Annotated in this window: 16 protein-coding genes; 7 read left to right on the forward strand and 9 right to left on the reverse strand. The window is 71.9% G+C overall.

Annotation, left to right across the window (positions count from 1 at the left end; all coding sequences use genetic code 11):
• Positions 1 to 51: 51 nt before the first annotated feature.
• Together OHU34_RS40350 and OHU34_RS40355 are read right to left on the reverse strand one after the other, a co-directional pair.
• Positions 52 to 1,872 carry a serine/threonine-protein kinase gene (locus OHU34_RS40350; protein ID WP_405771241.1) on the reverse strand — a complete coding sequence of 607 codons (1,821 nt, stop codon included), beginning with the start codon at positions 1,870 to 1,872 and terminating at the stop codon, positions 52 to 54.
• Positions 1,873 to 2,208: 336 nt separating this feature from the next.
• Positions 2,209 to 3,186 carry a zinc-binding dehydrogenase gene (locus OHU34_RS40355; protein WP_142268524.1) on the reverse strand — a complete coding sequence of 326 codons (978 nt, stop codon included), beginning with the start codon at positions 3,184 to 3,186 and terminating at the stop codon, positions 2,209 to 2,211.
• A gap of 138 nt (positions 3,187 to 3,324) precedes the next feature.
• On the opposite strand from OHU34_RS40355, the gene OHU34_RS40360 reads away from it, so the two are divergent.
• The 3 genes from OHU34_RS40360 (at position 3,325) to lexA (ending at position 4,745) form a co-directional block, all read left to right on the forward strand.
• Complete coding sequence (locus OHU34_RS40360) at positions 3,325 to 3,678, forward strand: helix-turn-helix transcriptional regulator (RefSeq protein ID WP_020127220.1); 354 nt, start codon at positions 3,325 to 3,327, stop codon at positions 3,676 to 3,678.
• 48 nt (positions 3,679 to 3,726) lie between these two features.
• Positions 3,727 to 3,897: a hypothetical protein gene (locus OHU34_RS40365; protein WP_405771244.1), complete on the forward strand. Its 171-nt coding sequence runs from the start codon at positions 3,727 to 3,729 to the stop codon at positions 3,895 to 3,897.
• 176 nt (positions 3,898 to 4,073) lie between these two features.
• Complete coding sequence (lexA, locus tag OHU34_RS40370) at positions 4,074 to 4,745, forward strand: transcriptional repressor LexA (RefSeq protein ID WP_142268523.1); 672 nt, start codon at positions 4,074 to 4,076, stop codon at positions 4,743 to 4,745.
• 318 nt (positions 4,746 to 5,063) lie between these two features.
• On the opposite strand, the gene OHU34_RS40375 is transcribed toward lexA, so the two are convergent.
• The 3 genes from OHU34_RS40375 to OHU34_RS40385 all read right to left on the reverse strand — a co-directional run bounded on the left by OHU34_RS40375 (position 5,064) and on the right by OHU34_RS40385 (position 10,749).
• Positions 5,064 to 6,623, reverse strand: a complete 1,560-nt coding sequence (locus tag OHU34_RS40375) for a mucoidy inhibitor MuiA family protein (RefSeq protein WP_405771247.1) — start codon at positions 6,621 to 6,623, stop codon at positions 5,064 to 5,066.
• A gap of 8 nt (positions 6,624 to 6,631) precedes the next feature.
• Positions 6,632 to 8,782: a DUF4139 domain-containing protein gene (locus OHU34_RS40380; protein WP_405771250.1), complete on the reverse strand. Its 2,151-nt coding sequence runs from the start codon at positions 8,780 to 8,782 to the stop codon at positions 6,632 to 6,634.
• A gap of 206 nt (positions 8,783 to 8,988) precedes the next feature.
• Positions 8,989 to 10,749: an ABC-F family ATP-binding cassette domain-containing protein gene (locus OHU34_RS40385; RefSeq protein ID WP_142268520.1), complete on the reverse strand. Its 1,761-nt coding sequence runs from the start codon at positions 10,747 to 10,749 to the stop codon at positions 8,989 to 8,991.
• 280 nt (positions 10,750 to 11,029) lie between these two features.
• Here OHU34_RS40385 and OHU34_RS40390 point away from each other — a divergent pair, with 280 nt between their 5' ends.
• The 3 genes from OHU34_RS40390 (at position 11,030) to OHU34_RS40400 (ending at position 16,265) form a co-directional block, all read left to right on the forward strand.
• Entirely contained in the window at positions 11,030 to 12,217 is a 1,188-nt protein-coding gene (locus OHU34_RS40390; RefSeq protein ID WP_405771253.1) for a glutamate--cysteine ligase, read from the forward strand.
• A gap of 98 nt (positions 12,218 to 12,315) precedes the next feature.
• The gene (locus OHU34_RS40395) at positions 12,316 to 14,100 is read left to right on the forward strand and encodes an N-acetylglutaminylglutamine amidotransferase (RefSeq protein ID WP_405771256.1); all 1,785 of its coding nucleotides are present in this window, start codon (positions 12,316 to 12,318) and stop codon (positions 14,098 to 14,100) included.
• Complete coding sequence (locus tag OHU34_RS40400) at positions 14,073 to 16,265, forward strand: prolyl oligopeptidase family serine peptidase (protein WP_230194961.1); 2,193 nt, start codon at positions 14,073 to 14,075, stop codon at positions 16,263 to 16,265. Before OHU34_RS40395 ends, OHU34_RS40400 begins: the two co-directional genes overlap by 28 nt.
• A gap of 18 nt (positions 16,266 to 16,283) precedes the next feature.
• Here OHU34_RS40400 and OHU34_RS40405 read toward each other — a convergent pair whose 3' ends face one another.
• Positions 16,284 to 17,000, reverse strand: a complete 717-nt coding sequence (locus OHU34_RS40405) for a helix-turn-helix domain-containing protein (RefSeq protein ID WP_142268517.1) — start codon at positions 16,998 to 17,000, stop codon at positions 16,284 to 16,286.
• A 222-nt stretch (positions 17,001 to 17,222) separates the two neighbouring features.
• Here OHU34_RS40405 and OHU34_RS40410 point away from each other — a divergent pair, with 222 nt between their 5' ends.
• Positions 17,223 to 17,888: a DUF4097 family beta strand repeat-containing protein gene (locus OHU34_RS40410; protein WP_142268516.1), complete on the forward strand. Its 666-nt coding sequence runs from the start codon at positions 17,223 to 17,225 to the stop codon at positions 17,886 to 17,888.
• Positions 17,889 to 17,953: 65 nt separating this feature from the next.
• Here OHU34_RS40410 and def read toward each other — a convergent pair whose 3' ends face one another.
• The 3 genes from def to OHU34_RS40425 form a co-directional block, all read right to left on the reverse strand.
• Positions 17,954 to 18,754 carry a peptide deformylase gene (def, locus tag OHU34_RS40415; RefSeq protein WP_405771261.1) on the reverse strand — a complete coding sequence of 267 codons (801 nt, stop codon included), beginning with the start codon at positions 18,752 to 18,754 and terminating at the stop codon, positions 17,954 to 17,956.
• Between the two features lie 6 nt (positions 18,755 to 18,760).
• Entirely contained in the window at positions 18,761 to 22,033 is a 3,273-nt protein-coding gene (locus OHU34_RS40420; protein WP_405771264.1) for an NACHT domain-containing protein, read from the reverse strand.
• 350 nt (positions 22,034 to 22,383) lie between these two features.
• Positions 22,384 to 23,268 (reverse strand): 5'-methylthioadenosine/S-adenosylhomocysteine nucleosidase, encoded by an 885-nt coding sequence (locus OHU34_RS40425; RefSeq protein WP_405771267.1) that lies wholly within the window; start codon positions 23,266 to 23,268, stop codon positions 22,384 to 22,386.
• Positions 23,269 to 23,601 lie beyond the last annotated feature (333 nt).

The following is a 23,601-nucleotide window of genomic DNA, read 5'->3' on the forward strand; positions in this document are numbered from 1 at the left end:
GGCCGCCGGGCGGGACGCGGTTCCCCGGGCCCCGCGAGCGGCCGCGGCCCGCTACTCGGCCGTGACGAACCGCAGTCGGCGGCGGACACGAGGCGGGGCGTTCCTGCGGGCCCGGATCTCCTGGACGACGGCGACGACGACGATCACGGCCCAGCCCACCGAGAACACCCCCGTCTGTTCGTCCGAACCGAGGGCGAGCCAGCCGACTCCCAGGCCGCCCAGGGTCAGGCCGGCCGCCGCCGCGAGGGGCGAGGGACGCCGCCGGCTCAGCGCGCGGACGAGACAGAGCGTGGCGAGGGCGAGCGCCGGAACGGCGAGGATCTCGATGTTGTCGTGCGCGGTGAAGTCGTGGCTGACGTCGGCCTGCGCGGGATCGTACCCGCCGCTGTAGTCGTCCTCGAAGAGCCGGTAGCCGGAGGAGTCGGCCGGCAGTTCGTAGTACGACCCGTAGGAGGAGTCGTAGTAGTAGAGGGTGCCGAAGTCGCTCTCGGTGACCGAGGTGTAGTCGTAGTCGTCGACCCCGCCGCCGACCGCGACGCTCGCCGTGACCAGGGCCCCGGCCCCCCACCACAGCAGCGTCGAGGTGACGGGAAGCCAGCGGAACAGGGCGAGCCCGAGTACGACGGCGGCCACCCACACGCCGACGAGCTCGTCGGAGGCGTCCGCGTACGCGTCCTGGCAGCCGATGGCGACGACGCCGGAGACGACGATGCCCAGCAGGGCGACGATCCTGCCGGTGGTGACGGTGAACCGCCGCCCGCCGGGCGAGGCCGACGGGCTGCCGCCGCTCGTCGGCGCGGTGTACGGCGTCCGGGCACCACCGTCCCCGGCGCCGGGCACGACCGGGTCCACCGGCCCACCGGGAGGCGGGACGGCGGGCCTGGGCGGCGTCAGCGCGGTGCGGGTCTCCTGGTGCGCCAGCGCCGTGTGCCCGGGACCCGCCTTGGTGTCGGCCTTCGTACGCGCGGGCGGCACGGCGGGCGCGGGCGGCGTGGCCGGGGCCTGGGCGGCGGTCCGCGGCCTCGGCGCGGCCGCCGGGGTGCTGAGCGCGGTGCGGGTCGCCGCCAACGTGTCCCGCAGCTCGGCCGCGCTGCCGAGCCGCTGCTCCCGGTCCTTCGCCAGGGTCCGGAGCACGAGGTCGTCCACCACGGCCGGGATCTGCGGGCGCAGCCGGGAGGGCGCGACCGGCTCCTGGCTGATGTGCTGGTGCATCACCGCGAAGGGGGAGTCGCCGAGGAACGGGGGGCGCCCGGTGAGCAGTTCGTAGAGCAGGCAGCCCGTGGAGTACTGGTCGGAGCGGCCGTCCACCGGCCGGCCCGTGAGCTGCTCGGGGGAGAGGTAGGCGGGGGTGCCCACCGTCATGCCCGTCGCGGTGAGGCGGGTGGTGGTCTCCGCTACGACCTTCGCGATCCCGAAGTCCAGTACTTTGATGCCGCCTTCGGACGTCAGCATGACGTTGGACGGTTTGATGTCGCGGTGGATCAGGCCCTGGGAGTGGCTGTGGGCGAGGGCGTCGGCGATGTCCCTGGCGACCGCCAGCGCCCTGACGACCGTGAACGCGCCGTCGGCCAGGGCGGCGGTCAGGGTGCGCCCCTCGATGAACTCCATGACCAGGAACGGAGTTGTCCCGGCGTCGGTGATGTCCTCGCCGACGTCGTGCAGCACGGCGACGTTCCGGTGGTTGAGCGAGGCCACGGTGCGTGCCTCGCGACGGAACCGGACGCGGAACTCCTCGTGCCGGGTGAGTTCCGGCGGCAACACCTTCACCGCGACGGTGCGGCCGAGCTCCCGGTCCGTGGCGCGCCAGACCTCCCCCATTCCGCCGCGTCCGACGGCCTCGACCAGTTCGTATCTGTCCGCGAGCACCCGCATGGCCTGCCCCCCTGGTGGCACAGGGCGGCGCGACAACAGCACGGCCGCCCGAAGTTCCGGAACGGCGGCAGACGAAAGGGCGGCACATCCGGAACTCCCCGGTGGCGGTGTGTCCTTCGCCCGACCGCCCGCTCACCCTACTGGCCGAAATCCACTCAAGGGACATCAGGAACTTATCAGTTCATATGTGCGACTCCTGTGCGTCTTCCTTCGTGCCTCGCGCCCGTACATGGCGTCGTTCCGCACGGGCGTGGACATCCTGGCCGACGGGGGAGCGGTCGCCGCGCCGCACGGCGCGACCGGGGGCCGCAGGCCGGGTGCGCGCCGTGACCGCCCTCAGTCGGCCGTCCGCAGCAGCAGCTTCCCCGTCGAGGTGCGCCCGCCCATCAGCCGGTGCGCCTCGGCCGCGTCCTCCAGCGGGAACTCCGCGGTGACCGGGAGGCTCACGGTGCCGTCGGAGACCGTACGGAAGGCGCGCTCGGTGAGGGCGCGCAGCGCCTCGGGCGCGGACCGGGCGAGCCCCAGGATGGAGAAGCCGCCGACCGAACGGCCCTGCGCGTACAGCTCGGGCTGCCCGACGTGCCACGGCTCGGCGCCACTCGCGTTGCCGAAGGACACCAGCCGTCCGAAGACGGCGAGCGCGTCGAGACCGCGGTGCAGGGTGTCGCCGCCCACCGGGTCGAGCACCAGGTCGACCCCCCTGCCGCCGGTGGCGCGGCGGACGTCGTCGGCGAAGGTGTCACCGACGAACACCTCGTCGTAGCCGTGCTTGAGCGCGTGTTCGGCCTTCGCCGCGGACGACACCACGCCGTACACCGCGCCGGCGCCCGCCGCCCGGGCCAACTGGCCGGCCACCGTGCCTATGCCGCCGGCCGCGCCCTGGACCAGCACGGTCTCCCCGGTCCGCAGCCGCCCGACCTCGTGGAGCAGGGCGTACGCGGTGGGCACCACGGTGGGCAAGGTGGCGGCGGTGCGCAGGTCCAGGCCCTCGGGGAGCGGGAAGACGGTGACGGCGTCGGCGACGACCACCTCCGCGTAGGCGCCTCCGTCGACCAGCGCGGCCACCACCTGTCCGGGCCGCAGCCCCTGAACGCCGTCGCCCACGGCCCGGACCCGCCCGGACACTTCCAGGCCGGGCCGGAACGGCAGCGACTGCACCCGGTATCCCTCGGAGCGCGCCTTGAGATCGGCGAAGTTCACGCCGACGTAGGCGGCGTCGATGGAGACCTGGCCCGGCCCGGGTTCGGGGGTCTCGGCCCGGACGACCCGCAGCACCTCGGGGCCGCCGTACTCCTGGAACTCGACTGCGCGCATGACGGATCACCGCACCCTTCGATGAGTGTTCAACGAGAATCGAACACTGGGACTGTAAGATATCCGTCGAACACTCGGCAACCCGCCGGGACGATCCGCGAGGTGTCCCGTCGGGGCAGGCGTTGAGACGGGAGGGGCATGTCGAACGAGGCTGCGGGCGGTGGTCACCGCGCGGCGCCGGTGCACACGGATCCCCGGGAGGTGTCCGTGCTGACAGCGCTGTCGGCGGTCTCCGACCCGGTGCGCATCAAGCTGATCCGCGACCTGGCGGGCTCCGCCGACTGGACGCGTAGCTGCGGCAGCTTCGACGTGCCCGTCGGCAAGGCCGCGCTCAGTCACCACTTCTCGGTCCTGCGCGGCGCCGGCCTGGTCGAACAGCGCGACGAGGGCCCGAAGCGGGTCAACCGACTGCGCCGCGAGGAGTTCGAGGAGCGCTTTCCCGGGCTGCTCGCCCTGCTGCTGCGTGACGACGGGGCCGTCGCCGCCGAGTGATCGGCGGGCCCCCCGCCGAGGCCCGCCGTCGGGCCGCCTCCCGGCGCGATGACCGCCGACGCGATCGTCGTCTTCCACGGCTCCCTCACCGCCGAACTGGCCTTCCGCGCCAAGCGCGCCGGTCGGCTCGCGTCCGAGATGCGCTTCCACGCCGCCCGGCTCGACGCCTGCCTCGCCGCGGCCTGTGGCTGCGCAACGCGACCCGTGCGGGTGCCATGACCGTCCGACTCCAGGAGGGTCTGAAAGCGATACCCGAGGTCGGCCTGCTCGGACGTCGATCACCACCGGGAACCCGGATCACGGGCCTCCGAGCCGCGGGATTCGATAAGGTGTTCCATTTATGGGGGATGGCAGGTTAGGGTCATTCCGAACGATCTTGCACGGAGGTGCCCCGGATGGAGAACACCGCGTCCGCCCGCCGGGGGCGTCCCCCGGGGCCCCGGACCGCCGAAGGAGAGCTGACGAACCGCCAGTCGGCCATCGTCCGCTACATCACGGAGTCGGTCGAACGGCAGGGCTACCCGCCCTCCATGCGGGAGATCGGCCAGGCCGTGGAGCTCGCCAGCACGTCCTCGGTCGCTCATCAGCTGATGGCCCTCGAACGCAAGGGCGTGCTCTACCGGGATCCGCAACGCCCCCGCGCGTACCGGGTCCGGCCCTCATGGGCGCCCGACCTGGGCGGCAGGAGCGAGACACGGGTGGATGTGCCGCTCGTCGGGCGGATCGCCGCCGGCGCCCCGCTGCTCGCCGAGGAGATGGTCGAGGACGTCTACGCCCTGCCCCGCCAAGTCGTGGGCGACGGCGACCTGTTCGCCCTGACGGTCTCCGGCGATTCCATGATCGACGCGGCGATCTGCGACGGCGACATCGTGACCGTACGGCGCCAGGACAGCGCCGATCACGGAGACGTCGTCGCCGCGCTCCTGGACGACGAGGCCACCGTCAAGGTGCTGCGCCGGCAGGACGGGCAGGTGTGGCTCATGCCCCGCAACCCGGCCTACACGCCGATCCGCGGCGACGAGGCGCAGATCCTCGGCAAGGTCGTCGGCGTCCTGCGCGTGCTCTAGGGCGGGCGCGCCACCCGCGCGCGGACCGCACGGGTGGCTGCGCGCCGTCGGGCGGCACGTGCCGGAACACGGCCTTGCCGTCCCTGCCCACGATGAGCAGTGTGTGCGTCGACTGAGCGAAGGACACCGGGCGGAGTCCGCTGGGATGTGTCAACTCCGCCCGCCGGAAGGCTCGTTCTGCGGATCGAGGTGAGGGGTGCCGCCGTTCATACGGAACGGTGAGCGTTCATACGCGTGTTCCTTACGGATCGGCGGGCGCTGGGCATGCGAGTCCCCGCAGACGCCGTCCGGCGCGTGGTGTCCAGGCGGGACGGCGCCCTACAGCCCGGCGACCTTCGCGCTCGCCGACAGCTCGTAGACCAGGGTGACGGTGCGTCGGCCGCCGGGTGGCAGGGCCAGGCTCCAGCAGGCGATGCCGTCGGCGTCGACCGTGTCGGGGGCGGGAGAGCAGGCCTCTTTGCGCAGCCGTACCTCCACCGCCGAGACCTCGGAGACCGGGATCCGTTCGCGCAGGACGATGACCCGTTCGCCGTGTTCGCCGGGGGAGGAGAAGCGGGACACGTGGAGCGTGACGGTACGGGTGACCACGGTCCGCTGGGTGAGCGTGGCGGTGTCCCGGGTCTCCTCGGTGTGCCGGACGACGCGGTGGTCGTCGCGGCTGCCGTAGGCGAGTTCGACGGGGGCGTGCGGAGCGGTGAAGTCCAGGGTGCCGCGGCCGGTGAATCCGCTGCCGCGGATCAGGTCGACGGGTCCGGCGAGCAGCGCGTGGCCGGACCGGTTGTCGAACCGCGCCACCTGCGTGACCAGCGGGGACAGCTCGGGTGTGCAGGCGTACTCGATGCTCGCGGTCGTGGCGAAGGAGGACAGCGGCACACGGTGGGCCCGGCCGTCCGCGGGCACGGAGACCGGCGCGGGGGAGTTCAGCACCCGTACCTCGTCGCCGTCGTCCACTCCCGGCAGGCCGAGCACCGGTACCGGACCGAGGTCCGCGATCTCCTCCTCGCGCAGCTCGACGTCGACGGTGCGGCGCTCCGCGGAGGCGCGGTCCTGGAGCGTCAGGCGGTCCTCGTCCAGCCGGGGTGGCTCGGTGGACTGTGCGGAGCGTGCCGTCGACAGCGTCAGCCGTACGTCGGACCAGTCCTCGCCGGTGCGCTGCCAGACCATCGCGTCGGTCTCCAGCGTGAGGGACTCGCCGTCGAGTACCGCCCGGTAGGCGGGCCGCCACAGCGCACACGGGGTGAGGTGGCTGACGCGCAGGTCGGCCGGCCCGGCGGCCGTGGCCTCCAGGGTCAGTTCGATGTGCCCGACCAGCTCGGCGGGTTGCTCCTCGGAGAGGTCCATGACCCGCCGCGCCTCGGCGAGTTCGGCGCCGAGTCCCGCCAGCCGGGCTTCCACGGTGCGTAGTCGCTCGCCGTAGGAGTCGCGTTCCTCGTCCACCCGGTCCAGTTCGCGGGTCCAGCGGAGCGCCTCGGACTCTCCGGTGCCGGCGCCTTCGCCGATCTCCCGCAGCAGATCGGCGGCGAGACGGCCCAGCGCGTCGACGCGGGCGTGCAGCCGGTCGCGCCGACGTCCGAGGGCGAGCAGCTCCTCTTCGAGCGTGTGCACGCGGTGGCGCAGGGCGGAGTCGCCGTCGGCGGGCCGCGGCCCGCGCGGCGTCCACTCGCGGACGATCCGCACGTCGAGCACGGTCGCCGGGTGTTCGGCGGTCAGCTCGGCGTGGAGCGTACGGTCGACGGCCAGCGCGCTGACCGGCCCGAGACGCAGCCTGTGGACTCCCGCCTCCAGGTCGAGCACGGTGGTGCGCTCGACGTGGGCGCGGTCCTCCTGACAGGTGACGGCGGTGACGGGGAGGGGGATCGGCTCCGGTGCCATGGACATGGGGTGTGTCAGCTCCTGCGGTTGCCGCCGGCCAGCGTCTTGGCGGACGCGATACGGATCTCGTAGCCGCCGTCGAGGGCGGTGGTGGTGCCGGCGGGCAGGTCCACCCGCCAGACGCGGGTGCCGGGTGCGTGCTGCTCCGGGCCCGCGCCGTCCCGCGGCGCCGTCCAGTCGGCCCGTTCCTCGATCCGGATGTCCGCGTCGGAGGTGACCGGGACCCGCTCACGGACCTCGACCGTGACGAGCTCGCCGAGCTGGTTGGCCAGCTCCACGTGGACGCGGTGGTCGAGCACCGTGGTGCTGCTGCGCAGCCCCGAGGTCGACTCGTGCAGGTTCGTACGGCGGGTGACCCGGACGCCCTGGGCCGGACCGAGCCCCACCCGGCACTCACCGCCCGGGGCGAGCGTGGGCAGGGCGGTGGTGAGCAGGAAGTCGTCACCGGCGGTGACCTCCACCGGGCCGGCCAGCAGCGCCTGGTCGGTGGAGTTGGAGAGCACCAGCGTCGCGTAGACGGTCTGTTCCACGGACGGCACGCAGAGGTACTCGGTGCGCAGACCGACCGGGAACTCGCCGACGGTGACGGTGTGCCAGGTGCCGTCCGAGGGAATGTCGGCGCGGGCCACGGCGTCGAAGCGGTGGTCGAAGGAGCCGGCCGACTCGCGGGGCCGCACCGCATGTCCGGGGAGCGGCAGTGCCGTCACCGCCTCGGCGCGGCGGCGGTGCTCGGCCGCCACCGGGTCGAAGGGGGAGTGCGGAAACAGCAGGCCCCGGCGACCGCCCTGCTCGTCCGGGCCGCACAACACGAGGGCGGTGTAGTCGAGTTCGGCGCCGCTCGGCCGGGGCGGACCGGCCGCCGGCGCGACAGGCTGCGGCGTCGGGGCGCCGCCGGGTGCCGCGGGTGCCGGGGGTGGTGCCGCCGCCCGAGCGAGGGCAGCCGGGGGAGCCATGGCGGCGGGCGCCGAGAGGGGCATGCTGCGGGCTCGCGGCCTGCCGCCCGGTCGCGACGGGACCGGCTGCGCGGACTCGTTCGACCCGCCGCCGAAGGGCTGGGGGTATGCGGTGCCCGCGCTGCCCGGCGGAGGCACAGGGGGCGGTGCGCCATAGGCAGGCGGGGCCGCGGCGAACGACTCGCCGTACCCCTGCGGTGCCGGCGGCATCGGCGCAACCGGAACGGGCGCGAAGCCGGCCGCCGCGGCCACGGGGCCGCCCCCGGGAGTGAGGGGATCGACGGTCCTGGCCGGCCGAAGGGGCGCCACGTCGTACCCGGCGAACAGGTCGGCCAGGCCCGTCGGAGGCTCACGCCAGCCCGACGGCACAGGCGCGGGCTGACGGCGTCCGATCCGCAGGGAGCGGAGCCTGGGCAGGTCGGTACGGCGCCGTAGGTCGGCGGTGGCCAGGGCGATGCGCACACCGGTCCAGTCCTCGCCGGTGCGCTGGGCGACCGAGGCGCGCAGCACCAGACGGCCGCTGCTGTCGTCCTGACGGTAGGTGAGACGGTAGGTCGGCACCCAGACCGCGCCGGGCACGCCGTACTCCAGCTCCACTTCCGCGTCACCGGTGCCGTCGAGGGTGAGAACCGCCGAGACGGTGGTCTCCGTGTGCGTCGCCGGTGCGTCGGTGGAGGCGCGGGCGAGCCGGTCGGCGGCGACGGAGAGCGCGTGATCGGCGTGGCCCAGCGCCTCCTCCAGCTCGACGAGGCGGGTGTGCAGGCCGGCCAGCCGCTCGTCGACGAAATCGGCGAGCTCCAGCCACGCGTCGACCGGGGTGCGGCGGTGCGGGTCATCGCGCCTGCGGGCCGGCGGGACCGGCCGCAGCCCCTTGACCTCCTCGATCAGCCTCAGTTGCCGGTCCAGGCGCCCCTGTGCCGCCGCGCGCTCGTCGAGCAGCCGCTCCACCTCGCGCCGCAGGGATTCGGGGGCGGTCGCGGCGAGCGGCTCGGCCTCGACCTCCACCCGTGCCTCGGTGACGCGTACGCCGGCGGTGCCGGTGACACGGGCCCGCAGGGACCCGGGGTCCAGTGAGCGGGGCAGTCCCGTCACCCGCACCCGGCCGTCCGGCGGCACGCCGCCCGAGGCCAGGCGGCGGCAGACCGCGCCCTGGGCGTAGACCACCACCGAATCGAGGGTCGACCCCCACCTCTGTGTCGTCCGAGCTGTCATGTGCCTCGCCCCCCGCCGCGTCCGTGCTGAGCGAAGCCTACGCGGAGCGGCGACGGACCTGGTCGAACGGGCTGGAATACCGCCGTCCCCCAGCGCGGCGAACTCCGGGCAGGTCGCGTACGTCTTGCCCTTGAGCGGCCGAACGGCCCGCCGCCGAGGGGTCGTTCGGTGTGGGGGCAGGTGGGACGGTGGGCGCGGGCAGGTCGTCAGTTCCGGCCCTCCTGCTCGGCGGCCACGGGCAGTTCCAGGTGGCGTCCGTGGAAGCGTTCGCGCAGGAGCCGGTCGTGCGTCACCACGACCAGCGTGCCGGTGTAGCGCGCCAGGGCGGCTTCGATCTCTTCCACCAGGGCGGGAGCCAGGTGGTTCGTCGGCTCGTCGAGGAGGAGCAGATCGAGCGGGCCGGCCGTCACGAGCCGGGCCAGTTCGAGCTTGCGGCGCTGTCCGACGGACAGGTTCCGTACGGGAACGGTGAGATCGGCGGCGTGGAACAGGCCGAGCGCGAGGAGGGCGTCGGCGTGTTCGTCGGGCCGGCCGGCCCGGTCGGCGGCGAAGGCCGCGAGCAGCGTGCGGGCATCGATGGCGTCGCCGGGCGCGCTTTGCTGACGGAGGAAGCCGACCCGGCGCGGTCGCCGCACGATCCCGGCGTCGGGCGTCAGTTCCCCTGCCAGCAACTGGAGAAGGGTGCTCTTGCCGGCACCGTTGGGTCCGGTGACGAGGAGCCGGTCACCGGGGGCGAGTTCCAGGGACGGAACGTACAACCGCCCGGCGACCAGGACGCCTTCCAGGTGCGCTGACGTCGATGTGTCCTCGGCGGCCGGCGTGGCTTCGAGACGGCCGGTGAACCGCAGGGGCTGCGGAGGTGGCGGCACGGGGTGCTCCATGAGCCGTTGCAACCGCTCGCGCGCGTTCCGGATGCGGCTCTGTGCGCCGTGTGCCCGCGAGCGCGCCCGAAAGGCGCCGGCACCGCTGAACGCCCTCGGCCCCTTGCTGGGGATCCCGGCCAGCAGCCCGATACCGGAGTCGGCGAGGTGTTCCTGTCGGGCGACCTCGTTGCGCCATTGCTCGTGATCCCGAGCCCACCTGGCGCGGGCCGCCGCCTTGGCGGCGAGGAAGCCGCCGTATCCGTTGCCGTAGCGCCGTACCGTGCGCCGGTCGTGGTCCACTTCCAGGACGGTGCCGGTGACGGCTTCCAGGAACGCCCGATCGTGCGTGGCCACGACGACCGTGCCCCGATGACGGCGCAGATGTCCTTCGAGCCAGGCCACGGCCTCGTCGTCCAGGTCGTTGGTCGGCTCGTCGAGCAGCAGGAGTTCGGGGGCCGAGGCCAGGGTCGCGGCGAGCGCGAGCCGGGAGCGCTGTCCTCCGGAGAGGCTGCTCAGCACCCGCTCCCGGTCCAGCGGCGCGCGCTCGCCGAGCCGACGCAGGTTCACCTCGACCCGGCGATCCGCTCCGTACCCGTCCCGCGCGTCGAACTCGGCCACCAGCGCGGCGTAGCGCTCGAGCTGCGCGGGGCCGGCCGTGCGCAGTGTGGCCTCGGCGACGCGCATACGGTGTTCGAGCGTGCGCAGTTCGCCCAGTACGTGATCCACGGCATCGCCCACGCGTGCCGAACCGGGCAGATCGAGAGTCTGGCGCAGGTGGCCGATCCCGCCCGGTGCGACGACGGTCAGACGGCCGTCGTCGACCGGCTCCTGTCCTGCCAGCAACCGCAGGAGCGTGGACTTCCCGGAGCCGTTGTCCCCGACGATCCCGGCCCTTTCGCCCGGTCGGACGGTGAGAGACACGCGGTCGAGCACCCTGCGGTCGCCGTAGCGCTTGGTCACCTCGGCAAGAGCAATCTGGGACGTGGTGAGAGGAGAGGCGGTGACGGTGGTGTCGACGGGAGCACGGTGCAAGAGCAGTCCTTTGCCGGGCGAGCAGGAACGGGCGGCGAGCAGCGGGAGCATCGGCTGCCGACCGATGGACACGAAGCTAGACGAGACGGTCCGTCTCGTCAATGGGGTCGCGGTGGATTCGACTCCGCCGAGCCTTCGCGACGGCACAGTCGGCGGCGTCGGGCGCGGCCGGATCCCGGATGCCGCCAGTCGCGCGCCTGTTCGTCCGTGATTTGCCAACGTTACATATGCAATGTGTGCTTATAAATCGGCGATCTGGTGACTCGGAGCCCCTCACCTGCCGCAGTGCGCGCCGGTGACGGACCCTTCGCCTGCGGCGAACAGCCGCTCCGCATCACCCCGAGGAGTGACCGTGAGCGTTCGTATCGGAGTGGAGGAGGAGTTCCACGTCCTGGAGGTGGAGAGCGGGCTGCTCGTGCCGCGCGCCAATTCGCTCCTGCGACGCCTCCCGAGGCGTACCTTCACCACCGAGCTGCACCAATCCACCGTGGAGTCGAACAGCGAGGTGCACACGTCCCTCGACGAGCTGTACGCCGACCTCGCCGCGACGAGACGGCAGCTCGACGCGGCCGCCTCTTCGCTGGGCCTCGCGGCGGTGGCCGCCGGCGCGGCGCCACTCGCTCCGGCGGCAGCCGCGCACCCCACCGCCGGAGCGCGCTACCGCCGCATGGTCGAGGACTACCGCACCGTCGCCGACGAGCAGCTCATCTGCGGTGCCCAGGTCCATGTGGACGTCCCCGACCGCGACACCGCGGTGCGGGTGATGTGCGCGGTCTCCGGTTGGCTGCCCGTGCTGCTCGCGCTCTCCGCCAGTTCGCCGTTCTGGCAGGGGGCCGACACCGGGTACGCGAGCTGGCGCACCATGCTCTGGCAGCGCTGGCCCACCGCGGGCCCGGTCGGCTGCTTCGCGAGCGCGGACGAGTACGACGCCACGGTGCGCGACCTCGTCGGGTCCGGGATCATCAGCGACGCGGGGATGATCTATTACGACGTGCGTCCCTCCGCGCATCTCCAGACGCTGGAACTGCGCATCGGCGATTCCTGTCCGCGCGCGGAGACCGTCGTGCTCGTCGCCGGACTGTTCCGTGCCCTGGTCACCGAGGCCCGCGAGCGGCTCGGGACGGGCGGTGCCCCCCGCTGCGACGGCCGGCACGAGTGGCTGCGCGGCGCCTCCTGGCGGGCGGCCCGGTCCGGGCTCGAAGGCGGCCTGGTGGATCCCGGGACCCACGAGGAGGCGCCCGCCGGGGAGGTCGTGCGCACGCTGCTCACCAGGCTGCGCCCCGCCCTGGAGGCGGACGGCGACTGGGAGACCGTCCGCTCGTTGGCGGAGGAAGCCCTCGCCGTCGGCAGTGCGGCGCGCCGCATGCGCCGTGTCGCGGAGGAAGAGGATCTGCTGGCCTGTGTCGACATGCTGATCGCCGAGACCCGCGGCGAACGCGCCCCCGGCAGGGCGGCGGCCACCCACCGCGGGAACCTTCCGCAGGCCCCCGGTGTGACGGACCCCGCCCAACCGTTCGCGCGACCGCTGACCCGCAGGTGAGTCGCCATGGTCACGGACGAACCCTTGCCCTGCGCCGGCCGCCCGGTACCCACGTACCGGCGGTCGGCCCACGCCGAACGAAACGGAGGCGCCACATCATGTGCGGTCTGAGCGGGGAGATCCGCTTCGACGGTCACCGACCCGATCTCGCGGCCGTCGAGCGCATGAGCGAGCGGCTCGCCGCCCGTGGTCCCGACGGCCGGGGAATCTGGACGAGAGGCGCGGTGGCGCTGGGACATCGGCGACTGAAGATCATCGACCTGTCGGACCTCGCGGCGCAGCCGATGACCGACTCCCGCGCCGGGCTCACCGGAGTCTTCAACGGCTGTGTGTACAACTACCGGGAGCTGCGCGAGGAGCTGCGGGGCCTGGGCCACCGGTTCACGACGACATCCGACACCGAGGTGGTCCTGAAGGCCTACCTGCAGTGGGGCACCGCCTGCGTGGAGCGCTTCTACGGCATGTTCGCCTTCGCCCTCGTCGAGCACCGGTCCGGACGCGTGGTGCTGGGGCGCGACCGGCTGGGGATCAAGCCGCTGTACCTGGCCCGGACGCCGGGACGGCTGAGGTTCGCGTCCTCCCTGCCCGCCCTTCTCGCCGCCGGCGATGTGGACACCTCACTTGATCCGGTCGCCGTCCACCAGTACCTGAGCTGGCACGCCACGGTCGCCGCCCCGCGTACCGTCCTCGGCGGTGTGCGCAAGCTCCCGCCGGCCACCGTGCGGGTCGTCGAACCGGACGGCACCCATCACGACCACCGCTACTGGCAGCCGTCGTACACGCGCCGGGCCGAGTACGCGGCGATGGGCGCGCACGACTGGCGCGACGCGATGCTGGAGGCGCTGCGTACGGCCGTACGCCGACGGATGGTCTCCGACGTCCAGGTCGGCGTCCTGCTCTCCGGGGGCCTGGACTCCAGCCTGATCGTCGCGCTGCTGGCACAGGCGGGGCAGCGGGACCTGATGACGTTCAGCGTGGGGTTCGAGTCGGAGGGCGGGGAAGGGGGCGACGAGTTCCGTTACTCGGACCTGGTGGCCCGGGAGTTCGGCACCGACCACCGTCGGTTGATGGTGCCCTCCGACCGGGTGTCGACGGCCCTGGACGGTGCCGTCGCGGCCATGAGCGAGCCGATGACCAGCCACGACGTGGTCGCCTTCTACCTGCTGTCCGAGCAGGTGTCCAAGGAGGTGAAGGTCGTGCAGAGCGGGCAGGGCGCCGACGAGGTGCTCGCCGGTTACCACTGGTACCCGCGGCTCGCCGAGGCGGCCCGCGCGGACGCGGCCGAGCGGTACGCCGACACGTACTTCGACCGGCCGCACGCCGACCTCACCCGGGTCCTGGAACCCGGCATGCTGCCCGGCGACGACGTCTCGGGCCGTTTCGTCCGGGACCACATGGTGGTCCCCGGAGCCGAGACGGCCCTGGACGCGGCCCTGCGTCTGGACACGCACGTGATGCTCGTCGACGACCCGGTCAAGCGGGTCGACAACATGACCATGGCCTGGGGGCTGGAGGCCCGAGTGCCGTTCCTCGACCACGAACTGGTCGAGCTGGCCGCGGCCTGCCCGCCGGAATACAAGCTGGCCGACGGCGGCAAGGGCGTGCTGAAGGCAGCCGGCCGTCAGCTGCTGCCCCGGGACATCGTCGACCGCCCCAAGGGCTACTTCCCGGTCCCGGCGATCAGGCACATGGCGGGCCCCGTCCTGAAGCGGGTACGCGAAGCGCTCGAGGCACCCGAGGCGAGGGGGCGCGGCCTCTTCCAGGAGTCGTACGTGTCCCAGCTCCTGGAGGCGCCCGACGAGCACCGCACCAAACGGGGAGCGAACGCCCTGTGGCAGATAGCGTTGCTGGAGATATGGCTGCAGACGCACGGCATCACGTGAGTGGCGGGCCGAGCGCGGCGGCGGCCCCGGCCGGCGACCCGGTCGCCCCGACGCCCCCCGACACGCGGGCGGCGGACGCGAGGGGCACCGCCTTCGCGGCCGCCCCGGCCCCCGCGCCGGTCCCCCTGCCCGAGGCGAGCGGTCCGCGGGACGCCGTGACGCGGCTGCGTTCCCACGGCTGCTGGTATCCCTCCGCCAACCCCGACGGCACCGAGGCGGCCTTCATCTGCGACCGGGGCGGCGTCCCCCAGCTGTGGGCCGGGCCCCTCGCCGGGGGCGAGGTGCCGCACCTTCTCGACTCCTTGCCGGACCCGGTGAAGGAGGTGTCCTGGTCACCGGACGGCCGCTGGATCGCCTACACCACCGCACCGGGCGGTGGCGAGCACACCAGGGTGCTGTGCGTACGACCCGACGGCACCGGCCGCCGCGTGCTGGCCGGGGCCGACCCGGGCCATACCGCCCACCTGGGCTGCTGGGCGCACGACGGCTCGGCCGTCGCCGTCACGCTCGCCGCGCCGGGCGCCGGCACGCCACAGAACGGTGCGGGACCGACCCGTGCCGACGCCGCCCTGCCGGCCAACTGGGCCGACAGGGACGGCCGGGCGACACTCCTGGGCGGAACTCCGTACGACACCGCACCCGGACCGGGGCAGAACGTCACGGCGGCCGACGTGCCGGAGCCCCCGGTACCGTCGGTCCGTCCCGACGGCGGGCTGTCGGCCTACCTGATCGACCCCGACGGTCTGGCGTCCCCCGTCCTCCTGGCCACCGAGACGCACGCCGCCACCCTGCGGGTGTGCGACATCAGCCGTGACGGCGGTCTCGTGCTGCTGCGTCGGGGGCCGCGAGGACGGCGGGAGGCCGTCGTCCGGCGCACGGCCGACTCGGCCACCACGTGCACCGTGCCGGTCGCCGACGGCGATCCGTGGATCGGACGGTTCTCCCCCGACCGGCGGACGCTCTGGCTGCGCAGCGACGCCGAACGCGAGTACGCGGCACTCCTCGCCGTCGCCCTCGGCACCGACGGCCTACCGCACGGCACGTCCGTCATGGCGGAACGGCAGGACAGCGACCTCGACCTCCTGGCGTTCTCGCACGACGGCCGCACCGCCGCCCTGTCCTGGAACGAACGGGGGGAGAGCCGGCTCGAACTCGTCGAACCCCTCCCGACGCGGCGGGCCCCCTACGGGCCGCTGGCCACGACGACCGTCCCCCTGCCGCACGAGGTCGTCACCCGTGTCGAGAGGGCCGGCCCGCGGGGACTGCTGCCCGCGCTGTCCGGCTCCCAACGCCGCCCCGGGGTGTGGTGGGCCGCCGAGGGCGTTGCTTTGATGCGCACACCCTGGTCCTCCCGTGACGAGGACGCCACCGCGCCGGACCGCCGGCCCGTACGCCCCGTCCTCCTGCGGCTCACGGCGCGGGACGGACTGCCCCTGAGCGGCTGGTACTACCGGGCGCCGGGCCGGGCACCCGGTGACCCGGCGCCCTGCGTGATCCATCTGCACGGCGGTCCGGAAGAGCACGAACGCCCGGTCTTCAGCCCGCTCTACCACGAGTTGACCGGGCGTGGGCTGGACGTCTTCGCCCCCGACGTCCGAGGCTCCTCGGGGCACGGCAGATCGTTCGTCGACGCCGACCTGGGCGCCGGACGCTTCGCCGCGCTGGACGACGTCGCGGACTGCGCGGCCCACGCGGTGCCGGCGGGCCCCGCCGACCCGACCCGACTGGCGGTCATGGGGCGCTCGTACGGCGGCTACCTGACGTTCGCCTCCCTCGTGCGGCACCCGGATCTGTTCCGCACCGGCGTCGCTGTCTGCGGTATGTCGGACCTCGCGACCTTCTTCGCCGGTACGGAGCCCTGGCTCGCCGAGTCGGCGGCCCACAAGTACGGCCACCCCGAGCGCGACCGCGAACTGCTGCGGGAGCTCTCGCCGATGACCCGCGTCGACGCGCTGCGCGTCCCCCTGCTCGCCGTCCACGGCGAACACGACACCAACGTGCCGCCGGCGGAGTCCGAGCAGTTCGTACGGGCGGCGCGCGACCGCGGCATCCCGGCCGAACTGCTCACCCTGAGGGACGAGGGGCACGACTTCCTGCGCGCGGACAACCGCCGACTGTTCCGCCGAGCCGCCGCGGACTGGCTGGAACGCCACCTGACCGGTTGAACCGCCCGGTCGGCAGCCCTAGGGTGCTTTGGCTTTCGTGTGGAGGACCTCGCGGGCCTGCTCCGCGGCGCGGGTTATGCCCTCGGCGACGAAGTCGACGAAGCGGGCGATGTTCTCGAGGCGGGCGGCGGCCGGGGTGTCGGAGCCGAGGACCCCGACGCCCTGCCGAGCGGCCTCGGCGAGCAGGGCGCTGGACCTGGCACTGGCGATCGTCGACTGATAGAAGACGTCGTCGTCGACGAGGTAGCGCTCGCGGCGGCCTTCGCCCCGTTCCCGGCCGATGAGGCCCTGGCTCTCGAGGAACGCGACCGCCTTGGACACGGACGCCGGGCTGACCTCCAGGCGCTGGACGAGCTCGGACGCGGTGAGGCTGCCCGCGTCGGTGGTGTAGAGGCAGGTCAGTACCCGGGACATCATCTTGGGCAGGCCCTGTCCCATGAGGAGGGTGGTGAACATCTCCTCGTACTCGCGCACGGCTTCGGCATCACGTCCGTGGGCCGGTGCGGGTGCCGCCCCCCGGGGAGTGGCCTGCCTGCGCCGGTGGGTGCGGCGTTCGGTCGCGTGGTGGGCCAGGTCGGCGCGGTAGGCGGTGGGGCCGCCGTTGCGCATCACCTCACGCGTGATCGTCGAGGTCGGACGATCGAGACGTCTGGCGATCTCCGCGTAGGCGAGGCCGTCGGCCAGTCCCAGCGCGATCTGCTGGCGTTCCTGCTGGGTGAGTCTGCCTCCCGGCATTGCGATCTCCTTCGTGCGCCGTGGTGTCGCCAGCATAGCGTTCATTCCCCATTCATTGCAACGAAAGGGTCCGCCGCCGTTGCATTGAATTCCAAGCCATTGCAACGATTTGGATGCCCTGAACTGCACATACTCTGATTTGATGCAACGAAGATGTTGATAGATTCGTGAATGCAACGTAGCTTTTCCGGTGTCGGAAACAACGGACCGAAGGAGAGCACGATGTACAAGTTCGAGACCCCCGCCCCGATCGCCGCCGTCCTCGACATCCCCGCGGGGCGCATCCGGTTCATCGCCGCCGACCGGGCCGACACCACCGTCGAGGTCCTGCCCGCGGACGCTTCGAACAGCCGCGACGTGAAGGCCGCGGAGCAGGCCCGGGTCGAATACGGCGGCGGCGTCCTGCGGATCGAGGCCTCGGCGCAGAACCGGATCCTCGGCAACTCCGGAGCCATCGAGGTGACCATCCAACTGCCCGCCGATTCCTGGGTCGAGGCGAAGGCGGCCAGCGCCGAGTTCCGGGGCGTCGGACGGCTCGGCGACGTCGTCATCGAGGGTTCGCACGGAGCGATCAAGCTCGACGAGGCCGCGAGTGCCCGCCTCACCCTGCTCGCCGGTGACGTCGCGGTCGGCCGCCTCAAGGGCCCTGCGGAGATCAGCACCAAGAAGGGCGACATCCGGATCGCCGAGGCCGTGCGCGGCACGGTCGTGCTGCGCACCGACGCCGGCGAGGTGTCGGTCGGCGCCGCCCGCGGAGTCTCCGCCTCCCTGGACGCCGGCACCGGCTACGGCCGGGTCGACAACGCGCTGAAGAACACCGACGGCGCCGCCGGCCTGAACATCCACGCGACCACCGCCTACGGCGACATCGTCGCCCGCAGCCTCTGAGGAGCCTCAGTCATGACCGCCCCGCCCCCCCGCCGCGAACACGACCAATGGGCGGACAGCACGGTTCAGCGGTCGTAGGGACGGGGCGGGAGGAACGACAGGTCGCCGCCGCTCTGCTCGATCAGCGCGTAGACCGCCGCCCGTTCCGCGCCGACGAGCCGCTGTACGTACTCGATCCCGTCGAGGTGGTCCAGCTCGTGTTGGAGAACGCGGGCGAGAAGTTCGTCGGCCCGAACGGCGATCACTCGACCGTCGAGCAAGGTGGCGACGACGCTGATGATCCTGGGCCGGACGACATCCACCGCGGTGCCCTCGATCCGCAGCGACAAACAGCCCTCGCCGTAGGTCCACCTTCCCTGGGACCGGGTCACCTTCGGATTGACCATGATCTGCGGAAGAACCCGGCCCAGGTTGTGGGCGAGTACCCGGACGGGGACGCCGACCTGGTTGGCGGCCAGCCCGATTCCCTTGGCGCGCCGCATCGCCGACACCATGTGCAGTCCGAATCTCGCGAGCCCTGTGCTGATGACCGTCACCGGCTCGGTGGAGCGATGAAGGACCGGCGTGCCGATCGGAACGATGCCCTGCTTGGACAGCGGGCTGACCCGCCCGGTCGGACAGGTGGTCCGTTCGATGAGGGAATCGAGCCTGCGTGCTTCGGCCGGATCGGCGGTCGCCGTCGGCGCGGCGCGGTAGCCGGCGATCACCTTGCCCAGCCGCTGCGCTGCCGTTCGCGACAGGGGGAATCGGCGACCGCAGGAGCAGGCCGCGTAGGTCTCCAGGGTCGCGTCGGCGCCTCCGCTGACGAGAACCTCGTTGATCGGTGCGCAGACCTGGCCGTTGCGTCGAACGGGGCATGACCGCACGGTCGGTCACTCTCCGTCGAGCGCGACGCGCAACAGCTGTACGAAGTCCTCCGGCCAACAGAACCGAGCCGCCTGTACGTTCAGGGTTTTCAAACCCTCGGCCCGCTGTTCCTTGTTGGCATGGTGCCCGCTCATGGCCATCAGCCGCACACTCAGTTGCCGTTGATCGAGGAGTGCCGCGCCGAGTGAGCCGTAGAAGAACGCCACCTCCGATTTGGGTGCGAGGACGAGCCTCGCCAGCGCGGCGTCGAGAAGCTCGCTGCCGTTCGCCTCGCTGAGAAAGTCCCGCAGCAGGTCGTACATGCGGGCAGGCTCGGCCATTCGTCGAATCGTCGCCTCGGTGCCGTCCCGCAAGGCCATCTTCACGAGATACAAGTGGCCCTCATAGGGATTGATCGACGGCGACATTCGGCAGGCGAGGGTGAGCAGGGCCTGGGCCTCCTCGGTGCCGATCGTCCGGGCGTTGCGTCCGAAGAAACGTGCGCTGCCGTCCTCCCCTTGAGTCTTGGTGACATGAACCCATTCGTTCAGAGTGTCGGCGACGAAGGAGAGGCGACGCAGAGGCGGAATGTCGCGCGCCACGAAATTCGGGATCATCGAGGGATCCCGGCGGATCTCGTCCTGCATGGCCGCCAACTGGTCACGTACCAGTTCCGGGTATCCGGCGGACCGGGTGGCGAGGAAGTCGATACCCTGCTCCGTGCTTTCCAACTGGCCGAACTCGTTCAGCTGGCCCGGTGTGAGAAAGACGCTGATCTTGTAGCCGACCCTCTCCTCGATCTGCTTCATGATCCATTCGATGAAGTAGTCCCGCTCCGCATTGGACGACCAGACCAGACCGGCGCCTTCCAGGTAGTCCGGGCCGATCTTCGTTCTGGGGCGCGGCTCGGGTGCGGGTTCGCTGGTCGACCCGTCGCCGGCCGGTAGCAGGCGCTCGACCAGCTCACGGTCGGCACGGGAGCTGCCGAGCAGCCGGAACAGTGTGCCGTAGACCGTCGGCTCGTCGTTCAGGAGCCCCACCAGCCGGTCCGCCAGTTCGACGACACCCTTGTCCCCAAGGAGGAGGACCATGCGAGCGTCGGTGAATCGGGAGACCTGTTCCGACAGCGCCAGAGCCAGACGTGCTGCCTCGTCGGGCGCTACATTGCCCAGCGCGATCACGGCCAGCGCCCGGTCCTCCTCGGTCAGGTCCCCGTCCTGCGCGATGCGAACGAGCACGGCCTGGCCCTCTGAGCCCGCGGTCGTCAGGTCGGCGATGAACTGGCCCTGCGCCACGCTGTGGTCGCGCGAAGCGGCGCTACGGGCCAGAAGATCACGGGCCGCGTCACCGGCCCCCGGAACCTTGCGTGCCAGCATGGCGGTGATCAGTTCACCCTGGAACTGGTTCTCCGGATCCGCTTCCGTGGCGAGTGCGTCCAGTACCTCGTGCGGTATCGAAAGGTATCCGCGTTGCAGCAGACTTGTCGCGACCCGGCTGCGGATCCATGAGGGCGCCCCGCTGTCGGCGACCAGTTCGGCGGCCAGCTCCAGACACTCACCCACCTCGACCAGCGCGATGATGGGTCGCATCTTCAGCTCGATGGGCAGCGGGGAGCGCACCTGCCGAAGCAGTTCATCGACGCCTACGGTGCCGACTTCGGCGACGGAACTTGCCAACCTCCGCCGTTGGTCCCAGTACACGTCGCCGCGTTCCAGCATGGCCACCGCACGCGGGACGACCGCCATCTGACCGCGACGGATGAGCGCCTCCACGAGGGTGACGCGCTGGGGGGCCGACAGGTTCGGGTCGTCGAAGAGTCCCAGCCCCAGAGGCAGTACATCGTCCTCGCCCACCGAGAGCAACTCGGCTATCAGCGCTGCCCTCACCCCCCAGGCCGTCAGTGGCGTCCCGGCCATCTCCTTGGCCAGCCGGATCCGGTGTTCACCGCCCGCGTGGACCACTGCCGAACCGACGGCGGCACGGATGGAGCCGTGCACTCGCTGGTCGCGGAGGATCCGCAGCGCCAACTCACCACCCACTCTGCTCTCGACGGGCACCGCGCTGACGAGCAGTTTCAGCTCTCCGACGGTACGCGCGCCCTTGATGGCGTCGAGTAGGGCGGCCAGCGCATCGGTGTCCTCGACCACGACCGCGGATCTCGCGCACCACGCCCGGTAGGCGGACGGGATACCGGAGTCCGTGAGCGACGCCCGTACGATCCGGAGGCCGGTGTCGTCACCGATCTCGGCGAGCGCGGAGGCCATCTTCATCCTGGCCGCCACGCCCGGATCGTCCCCCAGCAGCGTATGCGCCGCTTCCACCGCCTCCACCAGCCGCGCACGGACGAGTTCGCCGAGATGGATCAGGGCGCGGTCGCGGTCGAACGACCGCCATCGCCGCGCTGCGGTGAGTACGCGCGACACGACGCGTTCCCGCAGCTGCGGACTTACCCGCCGCCCGGCCGCCGCCACGCACCGGCTCGCCAGAAACGTCTGCTCGAACCACGCGTCCACCGAGGAGTCGAGAAGCAACCCGACGAGCGTGTCCGGTTCCGGCATCAGATCGGCGGTCAGCGGCCACACTTCCTGCCAGGAAGCATCGAACCAGCGATGGGCCTCCACGACCTCCCTCAGCTCAGGCTCGGCCAGGCCCGCCACATAGGCTGCCGCACAGAACTCGCCGAGGACCGGATGGACGAACCGGAGCGCCGGTTCGCCGCTCTCGGAGACATCGTGGGCGAGGAGCCCATCGAACATGTACTCCCAGATCAGTGTGCCTCTCACCGCCGGCCTGGTTCCGTCGCCGGCGGCGGGGCGCAGGGTCTGCCAGGCCCACCATCGAGCTTGAGCCTCGTCCTCCGCAAGGGCGTACTGCGGGTGCTCGCGCAGGGCAGCGGCGAGTTCCGCGCGGGGGAAACGGTCGACCCTCGAACGCCACGGGCGGCCGAGCCGTCCGACGGCGTCGGCGAGGATGTTCAGCCGCAGCTTCGGTTCGGGCGGATTATCCGGATCCACGGCCTGCTGACCGAGGGCGCGCCACCGCCCGGACAGCGCCCCCAGCATGACCGACCGGTAGATCTGTGCCCGTGTGGTCGGCAGAACCCGCACCTGATCGCCCTCGGCGGCCAGGCTGCACAGGAACGCCGCCAGAAGGGGGACCCTGGCCAGGTCGCGAAGCTCTGGGCGTTCGAGCAGTTCGGCCTCGAGTTCCTCGCCGCGCGCCGTGTCGCCGGAGAACCAGCCGCGAGCGAACGCGAAAACCTGCCCGGCGGAGAAACCGATGACCTCCGCCGCCGTCACCGAGCAACACACACGGATGATCGTTCACCGTGTCCGTATTCAGCCTCAAGAGGGCCAGGTCGGGTAGGTCCCACAGCGCGCCGGTTGGGGAGTTCTGCGGATTCTGCCACTCGACGCCGAGCACCTCGACCGGCGAACCCCTCCAACGGACACTGATCCCCTCGCCTGCACCGCCGACCACATGCGCTGCCGTCAGCACCAGTCCGGGCGCCGCGAAGAAGCCCGATCCGATGGGCTCTCCCTGGACATCGCACAGCAAGACCGTGCAGTCACGCAGAAGTCCTTCCAGGTGGGCGGTCATGAGGGTCCGGGCAGCTCGTGCGCCCACTCCGGCGGCATCGACCTGCGGCTCACCGCTCCGACTCCGCATCTTTTCCGGCGACGGGATTGTGGAAGGTGGCGTCCCGGTAGCCGACTTGGTTCCTGCCGTGGGCGGCCGAGGCCTCGTGATCGGGGCGGGGGCGGCTCTGGGCGTGGGATGAGCCGCCGCGCGGCTGGTGCTTGCGCAGGATGGCCACCGCCACCGTCGCCGCCTGCTCGGCGGCCCGCTGCTGGGATCCTGCGGAGTCGGCCTTGTGTTTGTCGGCGTCGGCCCGGTCACTGATGCCTCGGACGACGAGGGTGTCCAACTGACCGTTCAGGTGGGCGGCGTGGGCCGCGCCGGAGCCCTCCATCTCGATGGCACAGGCGTCGTTGTAGTGCTGTCGGATGTGCTCCGCAAGCACGGACCTTTCGTCGGCCAGGACAACGTCACCGCATGCGATCGGCTTGAAGTGCACCGGCACGTCCCGCATGTCCCGCAGTGCGGAACGCGCTGCCTGTGCCAACCGGTGCGAGCAGTGCCAGACCTGGGGCCGGGCGTGGAATCCCTGCGGGGTCTGTTTGCCGCCGTGGATGGCGTACACCTTCGTCCCGACCACGACGTCGCCGATCTCGATGTCGTCCTTGAGGCCTCCGGCGACTCCGACGAAGAGCAGTACCTCGGGGCGGAGCCAGCCGACGATCTGGGTGGTGAGTGCAGCGGCGGTCACGGCTCCCTCGCCCAACTCCGCGAGCGCAACGCTCCAGGAGGAGCCCTCGAGCCAACCGCGCTCGACCCGGGTGCCGTCGTCGTGGACGAGTTCCTCGTTGCGTGCCAGATGGGCGCGCATGGCGTCGTACTCCACCGGGAGGGCTGTGAGGACCACTGCGGTGTGGCGGGTCTTGGGCGCGCGTCCAAGGTACTGCCAACTCATCACCGTACAAATGGTATTGAGCACGTTTAAGGTTGAAATTGCCGGTCCCTGGGATGTAGGTGCCGGATGGGGCGCGATCGGGCGAGGCGATCGTGCTCGATCACTGCTTTCGGACTCCGGCCTCGACATCCGGTGCTACCGATGGTGCGCTCACCGATGGGTCGGACACGCGGGCTCTGACCGTGTAATTCGCCGCGGTCGGCGGGGGCATGACCCGGCAGGCCCGCGACGGAGCCGGCATCGCGGTGCTCCACGAGCGCCATCGGTGAGGCCGGACGCGCACCGGGACGACGCGTCAGGGTTCCGTCCGGCTGTCCTCCGGTCACGGCACCG

This window comes from Streptomyces sp. NBC_00080 (assembly GCF_045041255.1).
GTDB classification, from domain to species: domain Bacteria; phylum Actinomycetota; class Actinomycetes; order Streptomycetales; family Streptomycetaceae; genus Streptomyces; species Streptomyces coriariae.